This is a genomic window from Cytobacillus sp. (assembly GCF_964223445.1).
GTDB lineage: Bacteria > Bacillota > Bacilli > Bacillales > Cytobacillaceae > Cytobacillus.
The window spans coordinates 25,926-48,739 of sequence record NZ_CAXQGS010000146.1; the positions used below are offsets into that span (position 1 = coordinate 25,926).

Annotated in this window: 31 protein-coding genes, 1 other RNA gene and 2 pseudogenes; 28 read left to right on the top strand and 6 right to left on the bottom strand. The window is 37.8% G+C overall.

What is annotated here, in order from left to right:
- The first annotated feature begins 48 nt into the window (after window positions 1-48).
- The 9 genes and pseudogenes from ACEQ1T_RS24845 to ACEQ1T_RS24885 all read left to right on the top strand — a co-directional run bounded on the left by ACEQ1T_RS24845 (window position 49) and on the right by ACEQ1T_RS24885 (window position 10,585).
- The gene (locus ACEQ1T_RS24845) at window positions 49-906 is read left to right on the top strand and encodes a hypothetical protein (RefSeq protein ID WP_370225232.1); all 858 of its coding nucleotides are present in this window, start codon (window positions 49-51) and stop codon (window positions 904-906) included.
- Between the two features lie 196 nt (window positions 907-1,102).
- On the top strand, window positions 1,103-1,990 hold the full coding sequence (gene galU, locus ACEQ1T_RS24850; protein ID WP_370225233.1) for a UTP--glucose-1-phosphate uridylyltransferase GalU: 888 nt from the start codon (window positions 1,103-1,105) through the stop codon (window positions 1,988-1,990).
- 782 nt (window positions 1,991-2,772) lie between these two features.
- A complete protein-coding gene (locus ACEQ1T_RS24855; protein ID WP_370225234.1) occupies window positions 2,773-3,492 on the top strand; it encodes a GntR family transcriptional regulator in 720 nt (239 codons plus the stop codon).
- Window positions 3,493-3,537: 45 nt separating this feature from the next.
- Complete coding sequence (gene argH / locus ACEQ1T_RS24860; protein WP_370225235.1) at window positions 3,538-5,010, top strand: argininosuccinate lyase; 1,473 nt, start codon at window positions 3,538-3,540, stop codon at window positions 5,008-5,010.
- 102 nt (window positions 5,011-5,112) lie between these two features.
- Window positions 5,113-6,138 carry a TAXI family TRAP transporter solute-binding subunit gene (locus ACEQ1T_RS24865; RefSeq protein WP_370225237.1) on the top strand — a complete coding sequence of 342 codons (1,026 nt, stop codon included), beginning with the start codon at window positions 5,113-5,115 and terminating at the stop codon, window positions 6,136-6,138.
- Window positions 6,139-6,331: 193 nt separating this feature from the next.
- Window positions 6,332-8,281 carry a TRAP transporter permease gene (locus tag ACEQ1T_RS24870; RefSeq protein ID WP_370225238.1) on the top strand — a complete coding sequence of 650 codons (1,950 nt, stop codon included), beginning with the start codon at window positions 6,332-6,334 and terminating at the stop codon, window positions 8,279-8,281.
- Window positions 8,282-8,285: 4 nt separating this feature from the next.
- Window positions 8,286-9,368: an NAD/NADP octopine/nopaline dehydrogenase family protein gene (locus ACEQ1T_RS24875; RefSeq protein ID WP_370225239.1), complete on the top strand. Its 1,083-nt coding sequence runs from the start codon at window positions 8,286-8,288 to the stop codon at window positions 9,366-9,368.
- Between the two features lie 359 nt (window positions 9,369-9,727).
- Window positions 9,728-10,021: pseudogene (locus ACEQ1T_RS24880) on the top strand (hypothetical protein); the annotation flags it as partial.
- Window positions 10,022-10,123: 102 nt separating this feature from the next.
- Window positions 10,124-10,585, top strand: a complete 462-nt coding sequence (locus ACEQ1T_RS24885; RefSeq protein WP_370225240.1) for an IS3 family transposase — start codon at window positions 10,124-10,126, stop codon at window positions 10,583-10,585.
- A 237-nt stretch (window positions 10,586-10,822) separates the two neighbouring features.
- Here the strand turns inward: ACEQ1T_RS24885 and xerC are convergent, their stop codons facing one another.
- The 5 genes from xerC to ACEQ1T_RS24910 form a co-directional block, all read right to left on the bottom strand.
- Complete coding sequence (gene xerC / locus ACEQ1T_RS24890) at window positions 10,823-12,025, bottom strand: tyrosine recombinase XerC (protein ID WP_370225241.1); 1,203 nt, start codon at window positions 12,023-12,025, stop codon at window positions 10,823-10,825.
- Between the two features lie 73 nt (window positions 12,026-12,098).
- Window positions 12,099-12,368 carry a hypothetical protein gene (locus tag ACEQ1T_RS24895; RefSeq protein ID WP_370225243.1) on the bottom strand — a complete coding sequence of 90 codons (270 nt, stop codon included), beginning with the start codon at window positions 12,366-12,368 and terminating at the stop codon, window positions 12,099-12,101.
- Window positions 12,369-12,477: 109 nt separating this feature from the next.
- Entirely contained in the window at window positions 12,478-13,062 is a 585-nt protein-coding gene (locus ACEQ1T_RS24900) for a DUF4352 domain-containing protein (RefSeq protein WP_370225244.1), read from the bottom strand.
- Window positions 13,063-13,170: 108 nt separating this feature from the next.
- Window positions 13,171-13,593, bottom strand: coding sequence for an ImmA/IrrE family metallo-endopeptidase (locus ACEQ1T_RS24905; RefSeq protein ID WP_370225245.1), 423 nt, complete (start codon window positions 13,591-13,593; stop codon window positions 13,171-13,173).
- A gap of 25 nt (window positions 13,594-13,618) precedes the next feature.
- Window positions 13,619-14,041, bottom strand: coding sequence for a helix-turn-helix domain-containing protein (locus tag ACEQ1T_RS24910; protein WP_370225247.1), 423 nt, complete (start codon window positions 14,039-14,041; stop codon window positions 13,619-13,621).
- A gap of 169 nt (window positions 14,042-14,210) precedes the next feature.
- Here ACEQ1T_RS24910 and ACEQ1T_RS24915 point away from each other — a divergent pair, with 169 nt between their 5' ends.
- From ACEQ1T_RS24915 to ACEQ1T_RS25000, 18 genes and pseudogenes are all read left to right on the top strand, one after another.
- The gene (locus ACEQ1T_RS24915; protein WP_370225248.1) at window positions 14,211-14,444 is read left to right on the top strand and encodes a helix-turn-helix domain-containing protein; all 234 of its coding nucleotides are present in this window, start codon (window positions 14,211-14,213) and stop codon (window positions 14,442-14,444) included.
- A gap of 12 nt (window positions 14,445-14,456) precedes the next feature.
- Entirely contained in the window at window positions 14,457-14,633 is a 177-nt protein-coding gene (locus tag ACEQ1T_RS24920) for a hypothetical protein (protein WP_370225249.1), read from the top strand.
- Between the two features lie 20 nt (window positions 14,634-14,653).
- Window positions 14,654-14,842: a helix-turn-helix domain-containing protein gene (locus ACEQ1T_RS24925; protein ID WP_026041684.1), complete on the top strand. Its 189-nt coding sequence runs from the start codon at window positions 14,654-14,656 to the stop codon at window positions 14,840-14,842.
- Window positions 14,843-15,544, top strand: coding sequence for an ORF6N domain-containing protein (locus tag ACEQ1T_RS24930; protein ID WP_370225250.1), 702 nt, complete (start codon window positions 14,843-14,845; stop codon window positions 15,542-15,544).
- Window positions 15,545-15,686: 142 nt separating this feature from the next.
- Entirely contained in the window at window positions 15,687-15,950 is a 264-nt protein-coding gene (locus ACEQ1T_RS24935) for a helix-turn-helix domain-containing protein (RefSeq protein WP_370225251.1), read from the top strand.
- 204 nt (window positions 15,951-16,154) lie between these two features.
- Window positions 16,155-16,322 carry a hypothetical protein gene (locus tag ACEQ1T_RS24940; protein WP_197199322.1) on the top strand — a complete coding sequence of 56 codons (168 nt, stop codon included), beginning with the start codon at window positions 16,155-16,157 and terminating at the stop codon, window positions 16,320-16,322.
- Between the two features lie 166 nt (window positions 16,323-16,488).
- On the top strand, window positions 16,489-16,953 hold the full coding sequence (locus ACEQ1T_RS24945; RefSeq protein WP_370225253.1) for an HNH endonuclease: 465 nt from the start codon (window positions 16,489-16,491) through the stop codon (window positions 16,951-16,953).
- Window positions 16,953-17,016, top strand: an RNA gene (locus ACEQ1T_RS24950) — hammerhead ribozyme type II. The genes ACEQ1T_RS24945 and ACEQ1T_RS24950 overlap by 1 nt, the downstream gene beginning before the upstream one ends.
- A gap of 24 nt (window positions 17,017-17,040) precedes the next feature.
- Window positions 17,041-17,244, top strand: a complete 204-nt coding sequence (locus tag ACEQ1T_RS24955) for a hypothetical protein (RefSeq protein WP_197199321.1) — start codon at window positions 17,041-17,043, stop codon at window positions 17,242-17,244.
- Window positions 17,245-17,341: 97 nt separating this feature from the next.
- A complete protein-coding gene (locus ACEQ1T_RS24960; RefSeq protein WP_370225254.1) occupies window positions 17,342-17,539 on the top strand; it encodes a hypothetical protein in 198 nt (65 codons plus the stop codon).
- The gene (locus ACEQ1T_RS24965; protein ID WP_370225255.1) at window positions 17,514-18,443 is read left to right on the top strand and encodes a hypothetical protein; all 930 of its coding nucleotides are present in this window, start codon (window positions 17,514-17,516) and stop codon (window positions 18,441-18,443) included. The genes ACEQ1T_RS24960 and ACEQ1T_RS24965 overlap by 26 nt, the downstream gene beginning before the upstream one ends.
- Window positions 18,444-18,498: 55 nt before the next feature.
- Window positions 18,499-19,194, top strand: a pseudogene (locus ACEQ1T_RS24970) (PD-(D/E)XK nuclease-like domain-containing protein); the annotation flags it as partial.
- Window positions 19,187-19,348: a hypothetical protein gene (locus tag ACEQ1T_RS24975; protein WP_370225256.1), complete on the top strand. Its 162-nt coding sequence runs from the start codon at window positions 19,187-19,189 to the stop codon at window positions 19,346-19,348. The pseudogene ACEQ1T_RS24970 and the gene ACEQ1T_RS24975, both read left to right, overlap by 8 nt.
- An 8-nt stretch (window positions 19,349-19,356) precedes the next feature.
- Window positions 19,357-20,310 carry an HTH domain-containing protein gene (locus ACEQ1T_RS24980; RefSeq protein WP_252245396.1) on the top strand — a complete coding sequence of 318 codons (954 nt, stop codon included), beginning with the start codon at window positions 19,357-19,359 and terminating at the stop codon, window positions 20,308-20,310.
- A 4-nt stretch (window positions 20,311-20,314) separates the two neighbouring features.
- Window positions 20,315-20,527: a hypothetical protein gene (locus tag ACEQ1T_RS24985; protein WP_370225258.1), complete on the top strand. Its 213-nt coding sequence runs from the start codon at window positions 20,315-20,317 to the stop codon at window positions 20,525-20,527.
- A 338-nt stretch (window positions 20,528-20,865) separates the two neighbouring features.
- Window positions 20,866-21,030, top strand: a complete 165-nt coding sequence (locus tag ACEQ1T_RS24990; protein ID WP_370225317.1) for a DUF6011 domain-containing protein — start codon at window positions 20,866-20,868, stop codon at window positions 21,028-21,030.
- A complete protein-coding gene (locus ACEQ1T_RS24995) occupies window positions 21,027-21,479 on the top strand; it encodes a DUF1064 domain-containing protein (protein ID WP_370225259.1) in 453 nt (150 codons plus the stop codon). The genes ACEQ1T_RS24990 and ACEQ1T_RS24995 overlap by 4 nt, the downstream gene beginning before the upstream one ends.
- Before the next feature lie 145 nt (window positions 21,480-21,624).
- The gene (locus ACEQ1T_RS25000) at window positions 21,625-22,104 is read left to right on the top strand and encodes a hypothetical protein (protein ID WP_370225260.1); all 480 of its coding nucleotides are present in this window, start codon (window positions 21,625-21,627) and stop codon (window positions 22,102-22,104) included.
- Between the two features lie 69 nt (window positions 22,105-22,173).
- Here the strand turns inward: ACEQ1T_RS25000 and ACEQ1T_RS25005 are convergent, their stop codons facing one another.
- Window positions 22,174-22,443, bottom strand: a complete 270-nt coding sequence (locus ACEQ1T_RS25005) for a CRISPR-associated protein Cas2 (protein WP_370225261.1) — start codon at window positions 22,441-22,443, stop codon at window positions 22,174-22,176.
- A 101-nt stretch (window positions 22,444-22,544) separates the two neighbouring features.
- Here ACEQ1T_RS25005 and ACEQ1T_RS25010 point away from each other — a divergent pair, with 101 nt between their 5' ends.
- Window positions 22,545-22,814 carry a hypothetical protein gene (locus ACEQ1T_RS25010; protein ID WP_370225263.1) on the top strand — a complete coding sequence of 90 codons (270 nt, stop codon included), beginning with the start codon at window positions 22,545-22,547 and terminating at the stop codon, window positions 22,812-22,814.

Sequence of the window (22,814 nt, forward strand, 5' to 3'; positions counted from 1 at the left end):
TTTAAAAATACATACAATATAGTAATAAATTAGAAGGAGTGAATGACGATGGCAGAAAATCCAAATATTGTTTACGTTGAAGACTTCGCCGGCAGTACAGCACAATCGAAAATTCAGGCGGCAATTAATTTCGCCTTTCAAAATAATAAAAAAACCGTTATTGCAGCAAATAAAGATTATTACATGACAGGTAACGTTATTATCAAACAGGGTGTGAAACTGCAAGGCAGTTATGGGACAAGATTTGTCATTGGAGCAAACGTTAGAGGATTTGAATTAGAGAGGGATGCTTCGCTGTGGAACACCAGAATTATGGTTGATTATAAAGGCTACACCAAAGAGGTTATTTATTTGGACGGAAAGCATAAGTACTATAACACATGGCATAATGCTTCACTAAATAACATTGTGATAGTAAATTGGTCCGGAACAGTATCAGGCACTGGAATTCACTTGTATTCAGGCGGGAGTGGACATGAAATCTCTTTTGTGAATTTTATGGATATCAAAATTGTAGGATTTGCGAGAGGGCTTTATTTAAAAGCAGTTAAACCTGCAAGCGGATTTGCATACGTGAATGCAAATCGTTTTGATAAGATTTCTTTGGATGATTGCATTGATAATATTATCTTAGAGGGGAGCGAAACCATTCCAAATGAATGCAGCGGCAATTCCTTCACGAATTTACAGATACAGCCAACATCCAACACTAAACGTATTATGACCATTCAGGGGCAAATTAATAAAGTTGACGGGATTTGCTGGGATCTGCATCAAATACAGCATTCGGACCCTATTTTTATATTTAAAACAGAAAGTAACTATAATTATTTAGACATGAGATCAATACCTGCAAATCGAATCTTAAATAGTGGAAAGCAAGGCAACCGCTTCGAAACACTTTAAAAACATTTAATAAAGTGTATGGTTTGGATATAAGGTTTAAAAAAATCTTTTAAAAAACCTACTTACTGCATTTCTAGCATCTCATTTGTAGTTTTTCTTCTGATTGTATGTATTTGTGCATATTAATAGTATTACAAGACAAGGGGAATGCAGATACTGCTAAATGGAGAAAAAGGTTTTTTGGGAGGGGTGTTACGTGAAAATTCGAAAAGCAATCATTCCGGCTGCGGGTTTGGGAACTAGATTTTTACCAGCAACTAAATCTCAGCCAAAAGAAATGATGCCAATTGTCGATAAGCCAGCACTTCAATATATTGTTGAGGAAGCAGTCGAATCTGGGATAGAGGAGATTCTAATAATAACAGGAAGAAATAAAAGTTCGATTGAAGATCACTTTGATAAATCAATAGAACTCGAACTTGAGCTCGAAGCAAAGAAAAAATATGAATTACTAAATGAAGTGCGATGTATCTCAGAGATGATAAATATTCATTATATTCGGCAAAAGGAGCCAAAGGGGTTGGGGCATGCGGTTTATTGTGCAAAAAGCTTTATTGGAAATGAGCCATTTGCTGTTCTGTTAGGTGACGATATTGTATATGGAAAAAAACCGTGTTTAAAGCAATTAATAGAAGCCTATGAAGTATATAGAACATCGATTCTCGGAGTCCAAACAGTAAATACAAATGATATCAGTAAATACGGCATAATCCAGGGTGAATATATTAAAGAAAGCATATACAAGGTAAACAGTCTTGTAGAAAAACCTTCTATAAAAAACGCTCCATCTAATATAGCAATTCTGGGCAGATATATTATTACTCCCTCGATATTTGATATCCTCGAAAATATCCGTCCAGGATTAGGCGGTGAGATTCAGTTAACAGATGCACTAAAGGAATTATCAACGGAAGAATCAATATTTGCGATTGCTTTCGAAGGAATAAGGTATGATGTTGGGGATAAACTGGGTTTTTTACAGGCTACAATTGATTTTGCGCTAAGAAGAGAAGAGCTAAGAGAAGATTTCCTTAGCTATCTATTTGAAATTTTGAAGAAAGAAAAAGAAATACTTATAAAATAAGTTCTTTAATTTTATATTCTTCTAACCGATGCATTTTCAACCGTGTATATCCGGCACTATCCCATACCCTATAAAAAGTGGGGAAATTCAGTAATTTACCCTATTACAGAGGTAATATTATTTTACATAAAATCAATTTATAAAAATATAAATTTAAAAAGATTAACGGTTTTTTATTATTTCTTTGCGCACTCTTTTTACAATGCTTTTCTAATTCATTGCCATAATAATTTAAGTGTAAAAAATGGAATTTAACGGAGGGTGTTTAGGAATTACTTAAGCTGCAGAAATAGAGCCATAGTATATCTTACGTGGTATTTCTAGCTTATGTTTGAGCGGCTACAGCAACCGCAAAGCTTGGATTCTCTTATTTCCTGATAAAAAACTCTAACCGTTACGAACCTCTAATGCTTCTATAGTGAGGTATGGATATGGATCAATAAAAGTTAATAAAAGGAGTTTGAGCCTTACAATTTTTACTATTGTAAGGTTTTTTTCTGTATTTTGCTTATTATATGGAGTTAGTAATTTAGAGTTGCCAGACATTGAGAAAACTAAACAATAAAAATTTAAAATTTTTATTGTTTTTTGAAAAATCATAATTTATAATATCAATATGTACAGACATATGAACATACGTACATAAAAGACTTAATAAGGATCTAACTTTAAACCTATATTTCAATTCATTCAAATATTTTTATTAGTGCAATTGGTTTTGATATGTTAAAAAGGTAATAAACGGAGAAATAAAAACAAAATTTGAATAAAGAGGAATTAAGATGAAGGATTTAATTAACGAACATAGTGGCATTCCATTGTATTACCAAATAAAGGAGCTAATAAGGGAAAAAATTGAAAATGGTGAATGGAAAAGTGGCGATAAAATTCCGAATGAGGTAGATTTAGCAAAAAACTTTTCTGTTAGTAGATCTACAATGAGGCAGGCTATATTGGAGTTAGTTAATGAAGGAATTTTAACAAGAAAGAAAGGTGTGGGCACCTTTGTTTCTAAGCCTAAATTTGAGGGGAACTTTATTAGCTTTACTTTTCCCGAAGAACTAGGAACAAAGCATACTCCTATTAGTATAAAGGCTATAGAAGGTACAGCGGGGAAATTAAAAGTGCTTAATTTAAAAGATCAAGAAAAAGTATTTGAAATTATTCGCTTAAGATTTTTTAATGATGAGCCTGCTGCAATTGAGAAATCTTATATCCCTGTAGGGCTTATTCCGGACTTGCTTGATAATAATCTAGAAGGAAAGCTTATTGATCTAATAACTGAAAAATATGGAATTATAATGACAAAATATCAGAACTCTATTGAGCCTGTGCTGCTAGATTCTTTTGAGGCAAAAGTTTTGGAAGTGGAACAAAATCAACCTGCTTTAAAGATAACAAAGTTATTAATGACTCCACAAGGAAGCCCAGTTATTTTATTTACTAGTATTATTAGGGGAGACAGATGTAAAGTCCAATTTAGTTCAGAAATTCAACTCTGAGATTAAATTGTTTCTTAGATATTTAAATCAAAAGGAGTGATTTTTTTGAGAGAAAGATTAAAAGCGGATCTTTCAGAAGAGGTAATAAATTATCTTCTTTTGCCAGCTTTAGAGGCTGAGCAGAAGAGATCCTTTACTAATATTATGGATATTAATAAAGGACATTTAGTAATGTTAATTTCCAATGGAATTGTTACGCGTGAGGATGGGCAGAAAATTATGGAGGCGCTTGATGAGATAAATCAAAAGGGTGCCTCTAGTTTAGAATTAGACCCTAAATTAGAGGAGTTATATTTTAATATAGAAGCTGCTCTCATAAAGATAGTAGGTGTCCAGGCTGGAGGTCAACTTCATACCGGCCGAAGTAGAAATGATTTATATGCCACCTTGGCAAGGATGAACAGCAGAGATAATCTTTTGAGCATTTGTGAACAAATAATTAAGCTTCGAGAAGAAATTATTAAAATAGCCGAAAACACGCTTTATACTGTTTTGACAGGTTATACTCATATGCAACCTGCAGAGCCAGTAACACTTGCTCATTATCTGTCGGCTATTCTTTCTGCATTAGAAAGAGACTTTAAACGATTTATACAATCCTTCAACCAGACCAACATCTCCCCATTAGGTGCCGGAGCAATGGCATCAACATCTTTTAATATTGACCGCAGAGAAACTTCACAACTACTAGGATTTAACAATGCAATGGCTAACTCAATTGATGGTGTGGCTTCTAGAGATTACGTTTTAGAAGCGCTTTCAGCTATGAATATATTTATGAACAACTTAAGTCGTTTTAGTCATGACCTATACATATGGTCTACTGATGAATTTGGAATTGTGGAAGTAGGGGATTCGGTAGCTGCCAGCAGCAGCATCATGCCACAGAAGAAAAATCCAATTACATTAGAGCATATCAAGGCAAAGTCAGGACATATAATTGCTGCCTTAGTATCAGCAACTAGTTGTTTAAAGAACACTTCTTATGGACATAGTCGTGATGCCACTGAAAGTTTTAAATATCTGTGGGATGCTTTCTATGAGGTAGATTCTTGTCTTCACCTAATGACAGCGACAATTAAGACAATAAAATTTAATGAAGAAAAAATGTTTATTCGCTCATTAGAAAACTTTTCAACAGTTACTGAGCTTGCTAATACAATCGTTCGTGAGGCAAATATTTCATTTAGAGAAGCACATCAGGTTGTAGGGTACTTAGTAAGTGAAATGATAGATAAAAAAATACCGGTTTCTAAAATTAATTCAGAGATCGTTAAGGATATATCAAAATTAGTATTAGGTAGAGAAATAATTTTATCTAAAGAAGGAATTCAAAAGGCTTTAGATCCGTTAAATAATGTCGAATCGAAGAATACAAGTGGTGGCCCAGCGCCAGAGGAAGTAAAAAAACAGCTGCAAAAATTAAATGAAGTATTTAAACAAGATAAAGAATGGTTAAATGAGCATCAATGTATTTTTCAATATAAAAAGCAGCAATTGTCAAAAGTTCAGGTGTGAAAATATTACCTAGGTAAAGGGGGAGTGCAGGATTTAACATGTTTAGTAGATTAATAAGGAAAGGATTGAGTTAATAAAAAATTGATAGGGGGAGAACATTAAATGAAAAGCACATTGTCAAAGTTATTTATTATAATTGCTGCTTTAACTCTTGCTATTGTAGGTTGTTCTCAAAATAGCACTTCAGAAACTAATAATAGCGGAAATAATGATAATAAAAAAACAGAAGAACATAGATTACTCTTAGGCACGTCAAGCCAAGGTGGTACTTACTATGTATGGGGCGGCGGCTGGGCCGATATTATCGGAAAGAATGTCCCAGGTACTGACATTGCAGTAGAAGTTACAGGTGGGCCAAATGCAAATATTCAATTAATTGAAAATGGAGAGATGGATTTAGGATTTGTTACCGCTTGGCTTGGAGGCGAAGCCTATAACGGAGAAGGTTGGGCAGATAAAAAATATACTAAAATTCGTTCGATTTTCCCGATGTATGCCAGTGTCATGCATATGTACAGTTTAAAAGATAGTGGTATTACAAGTATTAGCGACTTTGATGGTAAAAATGTCAGTACAGGAGGTCCAGGAAGTACTAGTGCTGAAGCAGGAAGTGGACTCTTAGAAGTATTAGGATCAGAGCCGGCGAGGGTTAGTGCTATACCAACTAATGCTGCAGTTGATGGTTTACGTGATGGAACAATCGATGCTGGTTTTGCGGTCACAGGAGTACCGGGGCCTTTTATGCTTGATCTTGAAACTACGCACAAAGTTCAGCACATTGGTTTAACTGAAGATGAAATGAAAAAGGCACTAGAAAAGTATCCTTATTGGTCTGAGGCAACTATTCCGAATGGCACTTATAAGCACCAAGAAGAAGATATTTTACTGCCAGGCTTTTGGAACATAGCAATTGCATCATCAGAATTGCCAGAGGATTTAGTGTATAACCTGGTAAAAACAACATTTGAAAAACATGAAGACTTATTAGCAGTGGACCCAAGTGCAAAAGAAACGCTGGTTGAAAATGTTAAGTATAGTACTATCCCGTATCATCCAGGTGCAGTTAAATACTACAAGGAAGTTGGGATAGAAATTCCTGATCACCTTATGCCTCCTGAAGCACAATAGAAATTCCTTACTTTAGAGAGAAGTTAAGGAATTTCATGAATTTTCCATAAGGAGACTTCTTGGTTAATAAAAATCGCCTAGAAGTCCCCATAATAATTATATATAATTATTAATTTTCTAACAAATAATATGTTTCTACAAAATATGCGGATAAAATTCCAATCTAAAGGAATCTGGTATCGGGAGGTTCGCCGTGTCTGAAGAAAAAATAACTGATTTGGAGATTCAAGAGAATTCTGGGTTAAGGAAAGCCCTTAGTGGGATAGAGTTAAAGCTTTTCACCCTTATAGCAGTATTTATGTCGTTATTTCACCTTTTTGTATTAGGATTTTATCCAATTACACCATGGGTTTTATACACGGTCCACTTAGGACTAGGGACCATATTGATTTTAATGATATACCCAATGAAGAGGTCAGCCTATAAAAATTTATTAGCAACCATTATTGATTATATTTTAATATTGCTAGTTTTATTTGCAGGTTCTTACCTCATTATTGAAATGGATGAATTAATTTATAGAATAGGTGTCGCCCCTACGGCATTGGACTTGTTAGTTAGCATAATTTTAATCGGTGCCGTTTTGGAAATAACCAGAAGAACAACGGGATTAATACTCCCGATCCTAGCTTTAATTTTTATCCTGTATGCACATTATGGAAAGTATATTCCTGGTGATCTTGGACACAGGGGGTATAGCTGGGATCGTATATTAAGTTATTTAAATAGTATGGATGCAATCTTTAGTGTGCCAATCGGTGCATCCGCGACCTTTGTATTCTTATTTATACTATTTGGATCTTTTTTAGGAGTGACGGGGGGAAGTAGGTTTTTTATAGACTTTGCAATTGGTGCAACTGGTGGAAAAAGGGGAGGACCAGCCAAAGCAGCTGTTGTTTCGAGTGCTTTATTTGGTTCGGTATCTGGAAACTCAGTGGCCAATGTAGTTTCAACAGGGGTTTTTACTATCCCATTGATGAAGAAAATAGGCTATCCATCACGTTACGCAGGTGCGGTTGAATCTGTAGCGTCAACTGGCGGCCAAATTATGCCTCCTATATTAGGATCGGCCGCTTTTATTATGGCTCAATTGTTAGGAACTTCCTATCTTAATATCGTTTATGCTTCTATAGTACCCGCATTATTATACTTTTTCACAGTCATGATTATGATTGATTTACAGGCGGCAAAATTAGGCTTAAAGGGTTTACCTAAAAATGAACTTCCTAACATAAAAAATGTTCTAATAAAAGAAGGTCATTTATTTATTCCATTGTTGGTTCTAATTTTTACAATGACTGTTTTAAAGACAAGTCCGATTAAAGCAGCAATTTGGGCAATTGCATCGACAATTATTGTATCTTTTGTAAAAAAACATACAAGAATGACTTTTTCAAAACTCATTAACTGTTTAGTTGATGGTGCCCAGTCTGCTCTTGGAATGATTGCGGCATGTGCAACAGCAGGGCTCGTCATCGGAGTATTAAATTTAACAGGTGCTGGGCTAAAATTTGCCTCACTGATTTTATCAATAGCTGGAGATAATTTAGCATTAGCCTTGGTTATGACCATGTGTGCAACGATTATATTGGGAATGGGACTTCCTACTACAGCCGCATATTTAATTACAGCTGCAGTTGTTGCCCCAGCATTAATTCAGATGGGCGTATCTCCATTAAGTGCACATATGTTTGTATTCTATTTTGCTTGTTTGTCAGCATTTACACCTCCTGTAGCACTGGCAGCATATGCGGCTGCAGGTATAGCGGATGCTAAACCAATGCAAGTTGCATTTACAGCTATGAAAATTGGAATTGTAGCATTTATTATTCCTTTTGTCTTCGTCTATGGGCCAGCTATTTTATTACAAGGTACACCGATTCAAATTCTTGTTTCTACTTTAACTGCATTAATTGGGGCATTTGTATTAGCCTCCGGTGTAGAGGGTTGGTTTATAGGTAAGTCTGCAAATATTTTCGTTAGAATTTTGCTCATTGCAGCCTCCTTAACACTTATTGTTCCAGGGTTAATAACGGATACAGTAGGTGTAGGATTAATTTTAGTTGGTATAATAGTTCAATTGTATTTTAGTTCAAAAAAAGATCAAAAAGTATCAAAAAAAATAAACGAAATAGAGGGATAAAAAAATGAAATTTACCATTATTGGAGCAGGAAATGGCGGTCAAAGTATGGCTGCGCATCTTACCCATCTAAATCATGAAGTTGTATTATATGATATTCAAACAGATTTAATTGCTAAAATTAAAGAAAATGGTGGTATTAAGGCAGAGGGCGTATTTGAAGGGTTTGCTTCTGTAACTGCAACAACAGATTTGGAATTTGCAATGAGTGACTCCGAGATAATAATGGTGACAACTACTGGAACTGCACATAAAAGTGTTGCTCGTTCTATTGCACCGTATCTTAAAGACAATCAGATTATCATGATATTCCCAGGCTATTGGGGAGCTCTTGAGTTTAGAAATATATTTAACGAAGTCGGTATGAATAAAAAAGTTTATGTTGCTGAAACGGAATCCCTTATTTATACTTGCCGCTATATTGAACCAGGACATGTTCGTATCAGAAAGATAAAGGATAATTTAGAGTTTGCCACTCTCCCGGCAAATGACGCTTCAATCGTAAAGGAAAGACTAAAAGAAGTTTATCCGCAATTAGTTATTACGGACAGTGTACTAACTACTACCTTAAACAACTTGAATCCTCAATTTCATGTACCTATATTGTTATTAAATACTGGCAGAATAGAATCAGAGGGAGATTTCTTCTTTTACCCAGATGGTGCCACCCCGTCTGTTGTAAATGTAATTGAAGCAATTGAAAATGAACGATTAGAAATCGGCAAAAAATTAAATATAAATCTATCTACTTGTCCAGAGCTTCTTAACAGATTCTATGATGTTGATGAAGATAATATATACGATGCAATTCAAAACAATCCAGCTTATAAGACTGGTAAAGCACCGACCACGATAAATTATAGGTATATTTATGAAGATATTCCATATGGGTTACATCCATTTGTAAAGCTGGGTGAAAAATTAGGTGTAGAAACTCCCGCATCCAATTTACTCATTGATTTGGCATCCTTAATTAGAAAAGAGGATTTACGAGCGAATGCCTTACAATTAACTGATTTAGGTTTAAACAATAAAACGCCGGATGAAATTGTTGAATATCTGAAAGGAAATAAGAAAGCATACAATTAAATTACTGAATATTTTGTAAATAAATCCAAATAACTTAGGTAGGTTACAAATAAACGGCCAAATCATTGCTAGATTTGGTCGTTTATTATTGCAAAAGTCTTTTTTTAGGTTCTGGTATCTTTGATTCCTGCTTTGCCGGTTTAGCCCTTTTTCCTGGCTTCCACTGCCATTGCTGCTTTGATTCCTCCGAAGATCCACACCCTGCCAGAAGTCCACCAATTAAAACATCAGAAAGGTGTGAATGTCCCCTTTAAGTAGACATTCAAAAAAACCTTCATGTTACCATGGAGGAAAGAATGCTACTTGGAGGGGATTTTTCAATGGCAAAGAAAGGATAAACTTTTAATAGCTATTCAGAGGAGTTTAAACATAATGCCGTCAAGAGATACGTAAATGGGTCAAAAAGTTATAAAGTGTTGGCAGAAGAATTGGGAATCCGTCACTGCAGCCAGCTTAAAGTGTGGGTTAAGAAATGGAAAGATGGAGTACCGTTTGATGAGCGTAAAGGTGTCTCTACCCCTTTAAACGGCAGGCCTAGGACTAAATTCAAATCGGTTGAAGAGGAAAGAGATTACTTAAAAGCACAGGTTGAGTTTCTAAAAAAGCAGTATCCAAATCTGGTAAAGGAGGAGGAACCAAACACAGAAGAATAAAATATGAACTAGTTGATGAGTTAAGGGGTACCTATCCGGTCTCTTGGCTGCTGGAGATTGCCTATATCAAACCGGCTAGCTATTACAAATGGAGAAAAACGAATGTTAAACGGGAAGAGAAGGCTAAGGATGAACAAGACATTCGAGAGCATATTTTGGGGAATTCATTTCATGCATCCTGAATTTGGTCGGCCTCGTATTACAGATGAATTAAATGAAAACGGGTATTTAATCAACCACAAGAAGGTCTACAGGCTCATAGCTGGAGCTGTTCTCCATTCAGATTCAGGCTTCCAGTATACGTCAAAGCTATACAGCAGCCGATTAGAGGATTATGGCATCAAGGGCAGCCACTCTCGAAAAGGAAACTGCCTGGACAATGCCTGTGTAGAATCGTTCTTCTCTCACCTCAAAACCGAGAAGCTGTATATAAATAAGTGTAAGTCAGAAGAAGAACTAGAACAAGCTCTTGAGGATTACATCTATCATTACAATTACAAACGAAGACAAAAGAAACTAAAGAAACGCGCGCCGATTGAATATCGACACGCGTTCACTGCTTAGCTTTTTAAGTTGTCTACTTGACAGGGACAAGACCACTTTGCAAGGTTTTTTCAATATGGAGAATAGGGGGCTCGAACCCCTGACCTCAACGCTGCCAGTGCACACGATACCACCTGAACGAAACAGACGTTCTCGTTTAAAACCTTTTGTTATAAGGGGTCTAACTGATGGTTTCCGGTTTGAACATGACGGTTTAGGAAGGTTGTCGCCGGTGTTCGGCGACAGTCCGGCGACAAATTATGAATTTGATAGTTTCTGTGTTTTAGAGAAAAGGCCATCCAATTTGTTTGCTGCCTCTTTATCAGCTTTTCTTAGAACGTGACCATAGGTATTCATCGTTACTCGAATATCGGAGTGACCTAATCGCTCAGAAATGATCTTAGCATGAACTCCCTGGTTAATTAGAAGAGTAGCAGAGGTATGCCGAAGATCATGGAGCTTAATATAACGGACCCCTGCTCTTTTAGTAAAGCGGGTCCACCAGGTAGTTGGGGTGTCAGGATGGAAGTGTGTACCATCCTCATTGCAAAATACCCACTCCCTTTCATTCTCTATCCACAAGTCTCGCATCCTCATTCTTTCCTTTTTCCAATGTAAATGAAAAATCTTTAATTCCTCCACAACTGAAGCGGGAAGTGAAAGTAACCTCTTTGATTTCTTGGATTTTGGCCCTTTAATTACAGCTCCATTCCTACCTTTGGTTATGACCTGGGTAACATCGATGGTTCCTTGTTCTAAATCGACTTTGGACCATTCTAAACCTAAGTTTTCACTTCTTCTCAATCCAGCAGCAAGTATCAAGGTCAAAAACATTCTCCAATGGAAAGGTTCATTTTCTACAGCTTTGAACAATGCTGCTACTTCATCCTCATCATAAACAGTTACTTCTTTATCAGTTGTAATCCGGGGTTTTTTTACGTTTTTCACTGGATTCTCTTTTATGATTTGCCACTCAACAGCGCGCTCAAAGATGTTCCTGACAGTAAGGTAAGTATCCTGCTTTGTTCTTTCAGATAAAGGGACTATCTCATCCTTGTCTTTTCTCTTTAAATCATTTAAAAGGTTAATGATGTGTAAGGGTTTAACCTGATCAAGCCGCATATGGCCGATTGACGGGAGGATATGATTTCTTATGTGGGAAAGATAATTTGCCAGGGTGGTTTCAGCTAATTCTCTAGCAGCGTATTTATTTTCCCAATCTACAATGAAGGTTTCTAATGTTAATTTTTCAGGAGAGATGTATTCACCAGCTTGAACTTCTGTCTTAAATTTATGATATTCAGCTTCCAGGAAATCACGAAGCTTCTTTGTGGTCTTAAGCAAAGACTTATCTTCAATCTTAATTGTTTTATAGCGTCTCTTTCGTTTCCCCTTTGAGTCGTATCCGGTTTCAACAGTCAAAACGAATGAGTTATCTCCCCTTTTTCGGATGCTCGCCAATTTTATCCCCTCCCAATTCGAATATATGTTCCGTTATTGCTCCTAAAAAAAGGTGTACAAGTTAAGTACACCTTCACTTAATGGCCTCCTTAAATTCTTTATAAACTTTATTATCCACTGGAAACGAATGTTTACAATCTTCGCATTTCACTATCCTTTTTCCAGATGGAAGGAAAGCCATTAAAAGTGCTAGTAAAAAAAGAATTGGCGCTGCAATCCAGCCGATAATTGGTATCCATAGAAAGCAACTACCACTTAAAAATAATATAAGAATAACTGGTACTCTAGTAATACGATTACTTCCACACTTTTTACAATGAATTACTTCTTGACCCTTATTCATCAGTTTTCTCCTCGAGTAATATCCTATTAAAATTTTTTCTAAGCTTTCAATTCATCCTTCAAATCCTCTGTTTTTGGCTGAAAAGAAAAGCCCTAGAAAGGGCTTCCTATTATTTAGCTAGTTTAATTTGTCCTTGCTCTGTGCCGAAGAATCCTGTTTGTACATTCAACAATAAATCTTTGCTAGAAACTACATCAGCAGGAACATCAAATACGATTTTTCCTTTGAATTCTAATCCTGGATTAATCTTTTGTAAGAAGAAACCTCCACCGGCTTCATTAGCATAAATATCTGCAGTCGCGTCGGCTTCATACTCAACATCTCCAACTTTTAGCTTGAAGAATGTAGAATCAGTTGTGATAGCTTCTTTAGATTCATTTTTTACTGCTACATCAACAATAAGGTAAGTTCCTTGAGCAGTTTGACCAAATCCCTCAGGACCAACAGAGGCAGCAGTCGAAGTTCCGGCAGCTGTAAATACCACATCTCCTACTTTTGTAGGTTCATTCAGTCCACTTACCTTAGGTGCTTCTTTCTTTTCCTTTGGCTTAGAGGCAGTGTCTTCAGCTTTCTCTTCTTTCTTAGGTTCTGTAGTGGCTTTTTCCTCATCTCCACCAGTAGCCATACTGATAATTACTGATAGAACGATTAGGCCAATGAATCCAAAACAGCCCATTTTGAAAAACTTTTTCATGAAACTTTCCCCCTATGTATATGTGAATATATTGTATAAATGGGTTCAAAACCCAGTGATACCTAAAATAAATACACGAAACAAGTTTTCGTGATTTTTGAGCACTTATTACTTAATTTTTTTTAGGTGCACAACTTCTCTCGGCACGCCATGTATTTCAGCGATTTCATAGATTGATAAACTAGTGTTTTTATATTCTTGTATGTATTCATCTGGGAGAAGTAACTCTACAGCAAATTGCGAAGCTTGCCTCTCAAATTTACTCTCTGGGAAGAGTGTATTTTTTCTTAAAAAGGATGCGTTGTGTTTGGGATGAATCACAGCATGACCAACTTCGTGACCCATGACAAACGGACGATCGCCGCCGAGATTCGCATTCAAAAAGATAAATTTCTGTTGTCTTTCATACTTATACATACCCTGAACTTCATCAGGAAAGTGCCATGGGATAACATGGATGCCTAACCTTTTGGCAATCTCAAATGGATCTCTTGTTTTGTACTTTTTTATGAGCTTTTCAACTTCTAACACGACAATGTCCTTCATGAAATCAGTCCTATTTATCGCGGTATTTTTTGGGGATGTATTTTTTGTTAATCTTAGTAGCTTGCCTTATCGCAAATTCCATCGCATCCAAAATAGCTTCTTTGGCTTCCTCGCTGATTGGTTCTCCCATTAACATATACCCCTCATCTTCTGATAGGTCTTCCCGGATCTTTTCCACACGTTTCGCAATGTCTTTTTCATCTTTTTCAGTAAGTTCGGTATATTTTTTCTTAACTGGTTCCCGACCGTGTAACTCTTCAGTTGAGCACTCCAATGCTTCAGCTAACCTAGCAACATCATCATGATTCGGATTTGTATATCCTCTTTCCCAGTTAGAGATAACTTGTGCTGAGACATTTACAAGTTTGGCTAATTCAGCTTGTGTTAATCTCATTTGTTTTCGTTTATTTTTTATTCGTTCACCAATGCCCATTGAAATTCTCCCTTTACTAACCTCTTCTACCAGAATAATACCAACAACTAACGGATAAAGATACAAAACTAACGGTATTTGAGAGAAACATAAAATATTTTGTTGACACTAACGGAATTTGTTAGTATATTGTTAGTAACGGATAACGTTAGTTTTGGAGGTGGTTAATTTGATTCATGAAAATGTTGAAAAAATTCGAGTTGCAAAAGGTATTACTAAAACTCATATTGCAAACAAACTAAACATGTCACTGCAAGGGTATCGCCACATTACTTCCGGTGAAGTAAGACTCGATGTTGAGAGACTGAAAATTATTGCTGGTGTATTAGGAGTTAGTCCTGCTATTTTTTTTGATAATGAATTAACGGAATCCGTTATTAGAGATATCGAAAAATCAGCATAAGGAGCTGGCACGATGAATCTCACCGACAAGGTTGTCTGGGCTGAGATCAAACTCAAAATCCTGCAATCAGCCATGATGATCAACGATGGTTACTCAGATGAAGAAGTCATCGCTCATCTATTGGAAGCTGTTGAAATACTTGAAAACACTCAACCCCGGGAGGTGCCGAATTGGATATTAAAAAGTTAATTTCGCAAGATCATTTTAAAATGCAACGCAAGACTTTAACTGCCCAGGAAGTCGCTGATTATATCGGTGTTCATCCTGACACCATTTACACAATGGTTCGCGAAAAACAAATACCTCATTTCCGTGTAAGACGGCGTATTTTCTTTTCGCTTGAAACTATTAATGCTTGGATGCGCGATCAAGAACAGAAAAGTCTGGAGGCGATGTAAATGAATCAATTACAACCAATTAGCCAGGAAGGACAGAGAGTGTTAACCACTATCCAGCTGGCAGAATCCTTCGGTACTGATGCGAAGATTATTAATCGTAATTTCCAAAGAAATGCAGATCGGTACGAACAAGGTAAGCACTACTTTGCTTTATCAGGTGAAGACTTAAGAGAGTTTAAAGGGTCACGTCAATTTGACGACAGCCTGAAATTCACATCGATCCTCTATCTATGGACGGAAAAAGGAGCTTGGCTTCATGCCAAATCTTTAAATACTGACCAGGCGTGGGATGCGTACGAAATGCTTGTCGATGAATATTACACCATAAAAGAAAATGTTGTTCCTTTATCTAAAGATCAAGCACTTGTTACAGTTCTTAGAACAACTGCCGATCTCGTGGAAGATACCCAAACAATAAAAGCCGAACAGCAAGAAATCAGAAAGCTCATGCATGAAATTGATCACAAAGTTGAAGAGCAAATCACTCTTACTAGCGGCGAACAGCGCCGATTGCAAAAAGGAATTGCTCAGAAAGTTTACGAGGTTGAGAGTGACCCTAAAGTCCGGCCAAGGCTATTCAGGGAACTCCACCGTGAAATTAAAGATCGTTTTGGTGTTGCCAGCTACAAAGACGTCAAGCGTAAGGAGCTGCAGTCAGCTCTACGCTACATAGAGAATTGGATCCCTAGAAAAGTTTCATGAGAGCGAAGGCACCGAACGAAGCTGCCAGGCTCAAAAGATTCGGTGCACTTCCTTCATAAATATATTTTAATAGCAAACTAGTAAAAAATGGGTTCCATAGTGGAACGGTTCCAAGTTAGAACATGAAGGGAGGGTAAGAGAAGTGACTTTCGGCGCAGTCTTGAAAGCATGTCGGGAGCGAGCAGGACTTACACAAGAGGAAATTGCAGTGAAACTACATCGTTCACGGAGTTGTATTTCAAAATTCGAATCAGACAAAAAAACACTGGATGTAACCACGTTAATCAGATGGACAGATGTTACAGCGGCTAAAGATGTTGCCTGTGCCATCGTGACTGGTGTGGACCCGGTAATGATACTGCAACAGTTTATGCCATTAATAGGAGGTTTGCTCATATGGATTTAACCCGGAGAGAAAGATTGGAAAGGTTAATCGAAACTCTTAAAGGTCAGGGGATTAAAATCGGCTGGGCTGTAAGGTTCAGTGCTACTAAGGAGGGATAACCAGTGGATTTAGGATATGTATTCGCGATGATTGGCGCTACTTGGCTAGTTTTCATCCTTGGAATTATGATTGGGGATTTTACGGCTGCTGAAAGGAGAGAGAAAAGTGAGTGAAAGCGAAAGAAAATATTATGAGCTAGGGGTTCATGCTAAAGCCTTGCTGGATTTGAGCTTAGAAGCTCCGCAAACATTTAACCCAAAGCTAATTGTTGATCGCTTATTTAATCGGTATGAAGAACTTCAATTTGATTTAGACCAAAAAGAAAAGCAGTAAGCTTTGCACAGCTCACTGCCACTCAACACCAGGATATAAATCTATTCTACCACCAATAGGATAGGGCGGCAAGAACCTTCATGAGGAGGCGAATTCCATTAAAAATGAATATGAAATCCGAGGAGAAGTAACAGCTATTTTTCTTGATAGTCCAAAATACGGCCGGATGGAAACACTCATTGACACCTCTGATCTAGAGAAAATGAAGCGTTTTCCGTACAAATGGGGAATTCGTTACAAAAAAGAAATTGACTCGTTTTATGCACAAGGCTATATGAAACGTGCTGGAAAACATCACACCATCCAATTACATCGATTTATTTTAGATGCTCCACCTCATTTAGAGGTAGATCACATTAATCACAATACTCTGGATAACAGAAGATCACAAATTAGGTTAGCGACTCGATCAGAAAATGAACAAAACAAAGGTGCTCGTAAAAATAGCAAGTCAGGTGTTCGAGGAGTTCATTGGGATAAAAGCTGTAAAAGATGGCGAGCGAGAGTGTACTCCAATAAAAAATACGTTTGGACAGGAACATTTGAAAAGCTTGAGGATGCAATAAGAGAAGTGGAAAAAGCCAGAGCGATATACTTCCCTTTTAGCAAAGAAGCAAGAAATGCAAATTAGTTCGAAACCGGGTTTTCCCGGTCTGTCAGGGATGACCTCCTGACACTGATGAGATAGGTCAAAAATACATAGAGAGGAGGACGCAAAGTGGATCATCCAATGATCGAAAGGATTCAGCGGACAGGCTATCCGAACATGGTTGCCCAGCCAGAACATACGGGAATCGATTATTTTGGAACCGAAATCCTTGAAGGGGATGACATTGTGGAATATGACGGTGAAATCATCTTGAGGGATAACCTGGAGCGGTACTTAACAGAAGTCATGGAATTTGAATTTAAAACGGCATGAAAAAGACTCCTGTTGGGAGCAGGAGTCCGATATTTGAAACATTATAGTACCGTCATCATAGCATATTGCCTGATGACGGTAAAGGGAGGACTATTGAATGTACTTTAATCGAAAGAAAGGAGCAATTTTTTCTCCAGAAGACGAAAAGTTGCTGCCGTTTTATAACTTGTTAGAAAAGTATCAAAAGTCATTAGATGGATGTGAATTTTATGAAGAAATGGTTGAGGTTTATGAATCACTCGAATTGGATCTGAAGGAGGAAAAGACAAATGAACCAACTATCCGAGCAGTTTAACCAACAGCAGCAACCAAGCACATTGGCGCACGCTTCTAGCAGTCGAGAAATGGAAGAAGTGAAAGGTCAAATATTTATGGCAAGGCAATTCCCTCGGAACGTCTTTCAGTCCGAGCAGAGAATTTTAGATGCCTGTAAGCGTCAGTCGTTAGCTAAAACGGCTGTCTACAGGTACCCACGGGGAGGCGCAATGGTTGAAGGCCCTTCCATTAGGCTAGCAGAGGTATTGGCTCAAAACTGGGGAAACCTAGCCTTTGGAGTGAAAGAACTTGAGCAACGCGAAGGTGAGTCAGTAGCTCTGGCATATGCTTGGGACTTAGAAACAAATGTACGCCAAGAAAAAGTGTTTACCGTCAAACATTCTAAAAAAGCTGGCGGCACCATTAAAAAGTATGACGATCCTCGCGACATTTACGAATTGGTTGCAAATAACGGGGCCAGGCGTCTCAGGTCTTGCATATTAGGAATTATTCCTGGTGATATTGTCGAGCAGGCAGTTGAAGAATGCAACAAAACACTTTCAGGAGCTAATAAAGGGCCTCTTAAAGAGAGAATTGCCAACGCCCTTAACGCTTTCAAGAATCAGTACAAAGTCACTCAGGCGATGATTGAGGATAGATTTGGATACAATGCTGATGCTTTTACGGAAATAGATTATGTGGATCTGATAAAAATCTTTAACTCACTTAAAGACGGGATGAGTAAACCAGAGGACTGGTTCGATAAAAACGCAAATAAAAAGTCAGGCAGTGGATTGGGCGAAGCTTTTCAAGAAGAGAAGGGGTCTAAATCCGAAGGGAAATCAAAAGAAGTCAAAAGCAAAAAGGGTGATATAAATGACGAGCCAGATGCAGAAGGAAAAATTAGCGCTGACGAGCTTGAATTATCATTCGAAGGAAGCTGACCTTGAATACTTCTCTGTATCACAGATTAAAAGCTTTGTTTAGTGTGAAGCAAAGACAATGGCAAAGTTAAAAGGGGCCTATCAAGAGCCCCCTTCAACAGCCTTGATTGTAGGATCATATACACATGCTGCATTTGAATCCGAGGAAACATTTAATACATTTACTGAACAAAATAGTAATGTCATTTTTAAAGCTCGCGGCGGGAAATATGCAGACTTTGAATGTGCGGACCGTATGATAGAAACCGTAAAATCTGACCCTTTTGCCATGTTTGCCTTAGAAGGTGAAAAGGAGCAGATATATACAGCTAATCTTTGGGGAGTGGAATGGAAAATCAAAGTGGATAGTATCCACCACGAAAGAAAGTCTTTCAGTGATTTGAAGACCACACAGGATCTCTACAAAAGGTACTGGAGCGATAAATATAACGGATGGGTGTCATTTGTAGAAGCGTGGGATTATGTCCTTCAAATGGCTGTATATCGCCGAGTATTACAGGAGAGTTTAGGGCAGACATATACGCCATATATAGTTGCAGTTACGAAGGAAACTCCACCTAATAAAGCAGTTCTTCATCTTGATGAGTCTCGATACGATTTTGAATATGAGTATGTTGAAATGAAAGTGGAACGGATGAAAGACGTCAAGGCGGGTAAGCTTGAACCTGCCAGATGCAATAAGTGTAATTACTGCAGAGGGAGTAAAGTTTTAAGGGATACCATAGAAATAGGTGCCTTAATTTATGAATGATAACCAAACATGGATCGTTCTTCCCAAAAAATTATTCGAACGTGCAGAAAACAAAGAACATTTTAAGCAGCTTGTACTTGATTATATGAAACGATACCCGGATTATTCGGTAAAAATGATAAAAAACGGAATGGCAAGATGCAATAGAAATTAGGTGATACGGTGCCCGAAAGTTATCCATTTCCAACTTATTCAGGATTATTAGAGCCGGAACATTACAAAAAGATAGGATCAGCATTGTGGCTATTTCTCTGGTGCGTCAGCTCCACAACCAAAGAGATTGAACGTGATGGAGTAACCTGGGGCATCGTGTTAGGAAATAAGCCATTAAAACGTGCTGAGCTTGCCGAACCATTTGGAGTTAGTGAAAGGACTGTACAGAGGTGGCTGGATGATCTGGAAGCTCATGGTTACATAAAGATTACCCGAGCTCCTTATGGCTACATTTTAACTGTGAAAAACTCCAAAAAATACAACAAAGAGAGACTGGACAAAAATGTCCAGTCTGAGGGAGACCGGACAAAAACGTCCAGTCCAGAGTGGACAGAAATGTCCAGTCATGTGGACAAAAGTGTCCACTCTAATAAAGATATTACAAAGATAAATAATACTACTATTACTATTACTAAAGAAAATGACCCTGTTGATATAATCGCTGAAAGATTCATAGAGTTACGAACGATGCTAGAGGGACGCACTGCCTATCCTTCAACTAAAGACTATGAAGCAATCGCCCGGATTGTCGCCCGTGGTATGCCGTTGCCACAAACAATCAAATTGCTTGAACAATGTTTTGAAGAATACAGGGAGCGTCAGCCTGATGGAGCAATTAAAGCCTTTGGTTATTGTGAGAAATACATTACAGATCAATACAAAGCCTTAATCGCCAGAGATCAGGCAAAGGAAGCAGCTAAAAACGTTAAGCCATTTAAACCGAACAATTCTTATCAGCCAAAAGGTAGGCGTTCAAAGCCGATACGTACGGAAATGCTGCCAGATTGGTTTGATGAATCTAACCAGCCTAAACAGCAAACACCGCAGATTAACGAGGATGACAAAGCTAAGAAAAAGGCTGAATTACAGGAAAAACTTAAAAAATTGAAATCGGGGAGCTGAAACCATGGGGATCCTGTTTGATTCTGTGGAAAATCCAAGCCTTATTAAGCAAATGATGTGTAAAAATTACCTCGAAAAACTTGAAAAGTTAGGCATCACAGAATCGAGAGATGGCATCTCCATCTATTCACTAGACAATAAAGCTTTGAATAGGGAATTGACTCTAGCTCATTTTAGGAAAACCAATATCGATCATGACAGCAACAAATGGTTCTGAAAGGAGAAATGAATATGAGCATCACGAATGTTAAACCAGCTACACGTTGCCCTAAATGTCGGGCCAAGGGAACGGTGATAAGCCATCGCAACGACATCTTAATTCTTGAATGTAGAGACTGCAATCGTCGCTGGAATACTTACTCTAAAACCTGCAGGGATTGCGGAAAGCCTAATTATTACTACGTGGAGGGTCCATGTGTAAAATGCTATTCCCTAAAACACAACGCTATATGAATCTTAAATCTGCAACCTTGAGCCAACTACTTTACATAGCGAGATTCGAGGATAGGGACGCGGCCCATAGAGAACTGAAAAGGAGGATAGCCCTTGGAAGCTATGAACCAACCGAAAATGATAACTTGTCCGGGTTGCAATCGGCCATTGAGGAGCAAGAAGAGCATCGCGAAGGGGATAGGCCCCGTTTGTGAAAGAAAGCTCGAGAAACTCGAAAATGAGCCGGATGAGGACCAGCTGAAAATGGAGTTGAAGGAAAAGAAATGAGCAAGTATGGCAACAAGAAAACAATGTGTGACGGCCATCAGTTTGATAGTCAGGCTGAGGCGAAATATTACGAACAGCTGAAATGGCTCAAGCATGCCAAACAGATAAAATCCTTCAAACTGCAGCCCAGATACTTGCTCCAGGAAGGATTTAAAAAGAACGGCAGGACAATCAGGAAAGTTGAATACGTGGCAGATTTTGAAGTAAAGCACTTGGATGGATCTATTGAGGTGATCGATGTAAAAGGTGTAGCGACAGAGGTCTTTAATTTAAAGCGAAAGTGGTTTGACAGACTTTATCTCTACCGGCTTTCTGTCATAGCCTATGACGAAGATCTTGGATTCATCGAGCTGGATAAATTAAAAAAGCTGAAAAGAAAGGCTGTGAAGAAAAGTGCCAAGCGTACTAATCGCAGACGATCGGCCAGCCTGGGTACGGCAAGAAGATAGATTAATGGTTTGCTTTACTCGCTGTAAACAATACAGGAAATGCTCCTCCCGGATGGGAACGGATTGCAAGAAGTTCGGAGGTTCCGAAATCCCTAAAATTCGTAAGTAGGAGTTTTTATAGATTATTAAATTAGGAGGAGTAACCATGGGCTTAGATATTACGGCTTATAGAAAATTAAAAATAGTAGAGAATCCACAATTTGATCAGTACGGTGGCCTTGTAAATTGGACCGAAGAGTGGACGCCAGGTGGAAGTATGGAGTGGTCAGAGAAACACTTCCCTGGCCGTGGTGAAGGTGTTGATCCACAAAAGGTCTATACATGGGAAGACAGTTTGGAGTTTCGTGCAGGTAGCTATTCTGGTTATAACTGGTGGAGAGCAAGCCTTGAAAAGTTTGCTGAAGGTGATGACTTTCAAGAATTAATTAACTTTGCGGACAATGAGGGTGTGATTGGCCCTGCTGTTTCTAGAAAATTAGCAAATGATTTTAATAAGAATGCTGAAAGGGCAAGATTTTTTGCCTTAACGCTTGGTGAGGAAGCTGGGTATTGGTTCAAATTATATAAAAAATGGCAAGAAGCCTTTGAATTGGCAGCGGACAATGGAGCAGTTGATTTCCATTAAAAATCACTATTTTTATTATGTTACCAAGAAAGAGGAACTACTGCTAATAGTTCCTACTCTCAAATTATTCTAGAGATTTTCTTTTAACCATTTACCCATTTCATCAGATAAATTTCGCCAAGCTGCTGTGCCAGATAACTGAACAACAATTAATTTATCATTTGAATCCATTACTGAAGCAATATTATCTCGAATTGTTGTGGCAGTATCATCAGTCTTAATTATCCAAACTGATTCTAGGGGACGAGCCCATGTACCATAAGATTTAATTTTTTCTGTTACGGAATCATAGTCCCTATTAGGGCCTATTAAATCGTAAGAAATAAGATATGATTTCAATTTTTCCACCCCCTTATATAGCATCATTCGACAAGAAGGTGGAAAATCCTACAAGTAATATAGTAATTATGTAACAAAAAATCGATAGGGAAGGGGCAAGCATGGAACAATTAGATTTATTCTCCTTCGCCCTGGAAGATCAAATAATAGATTTAAAACAGGGCGAGGAGATGGAGTTTATCCGAGGAAAAGAACGGCTGCTGATTCAGAAACATAACAAGCACAAAGGCGTTTGTCATTATCAGGGGCCAGACTTCTCTGGTTATGCCCTTCACATTGATAAAAAAGGTATATCGGGTGGATTAGATATCTTTGTAGCAAGTATTGAACGGTGGCTGGATGGCCGGGGTTGGAGGGAAACAAAAGAGTAA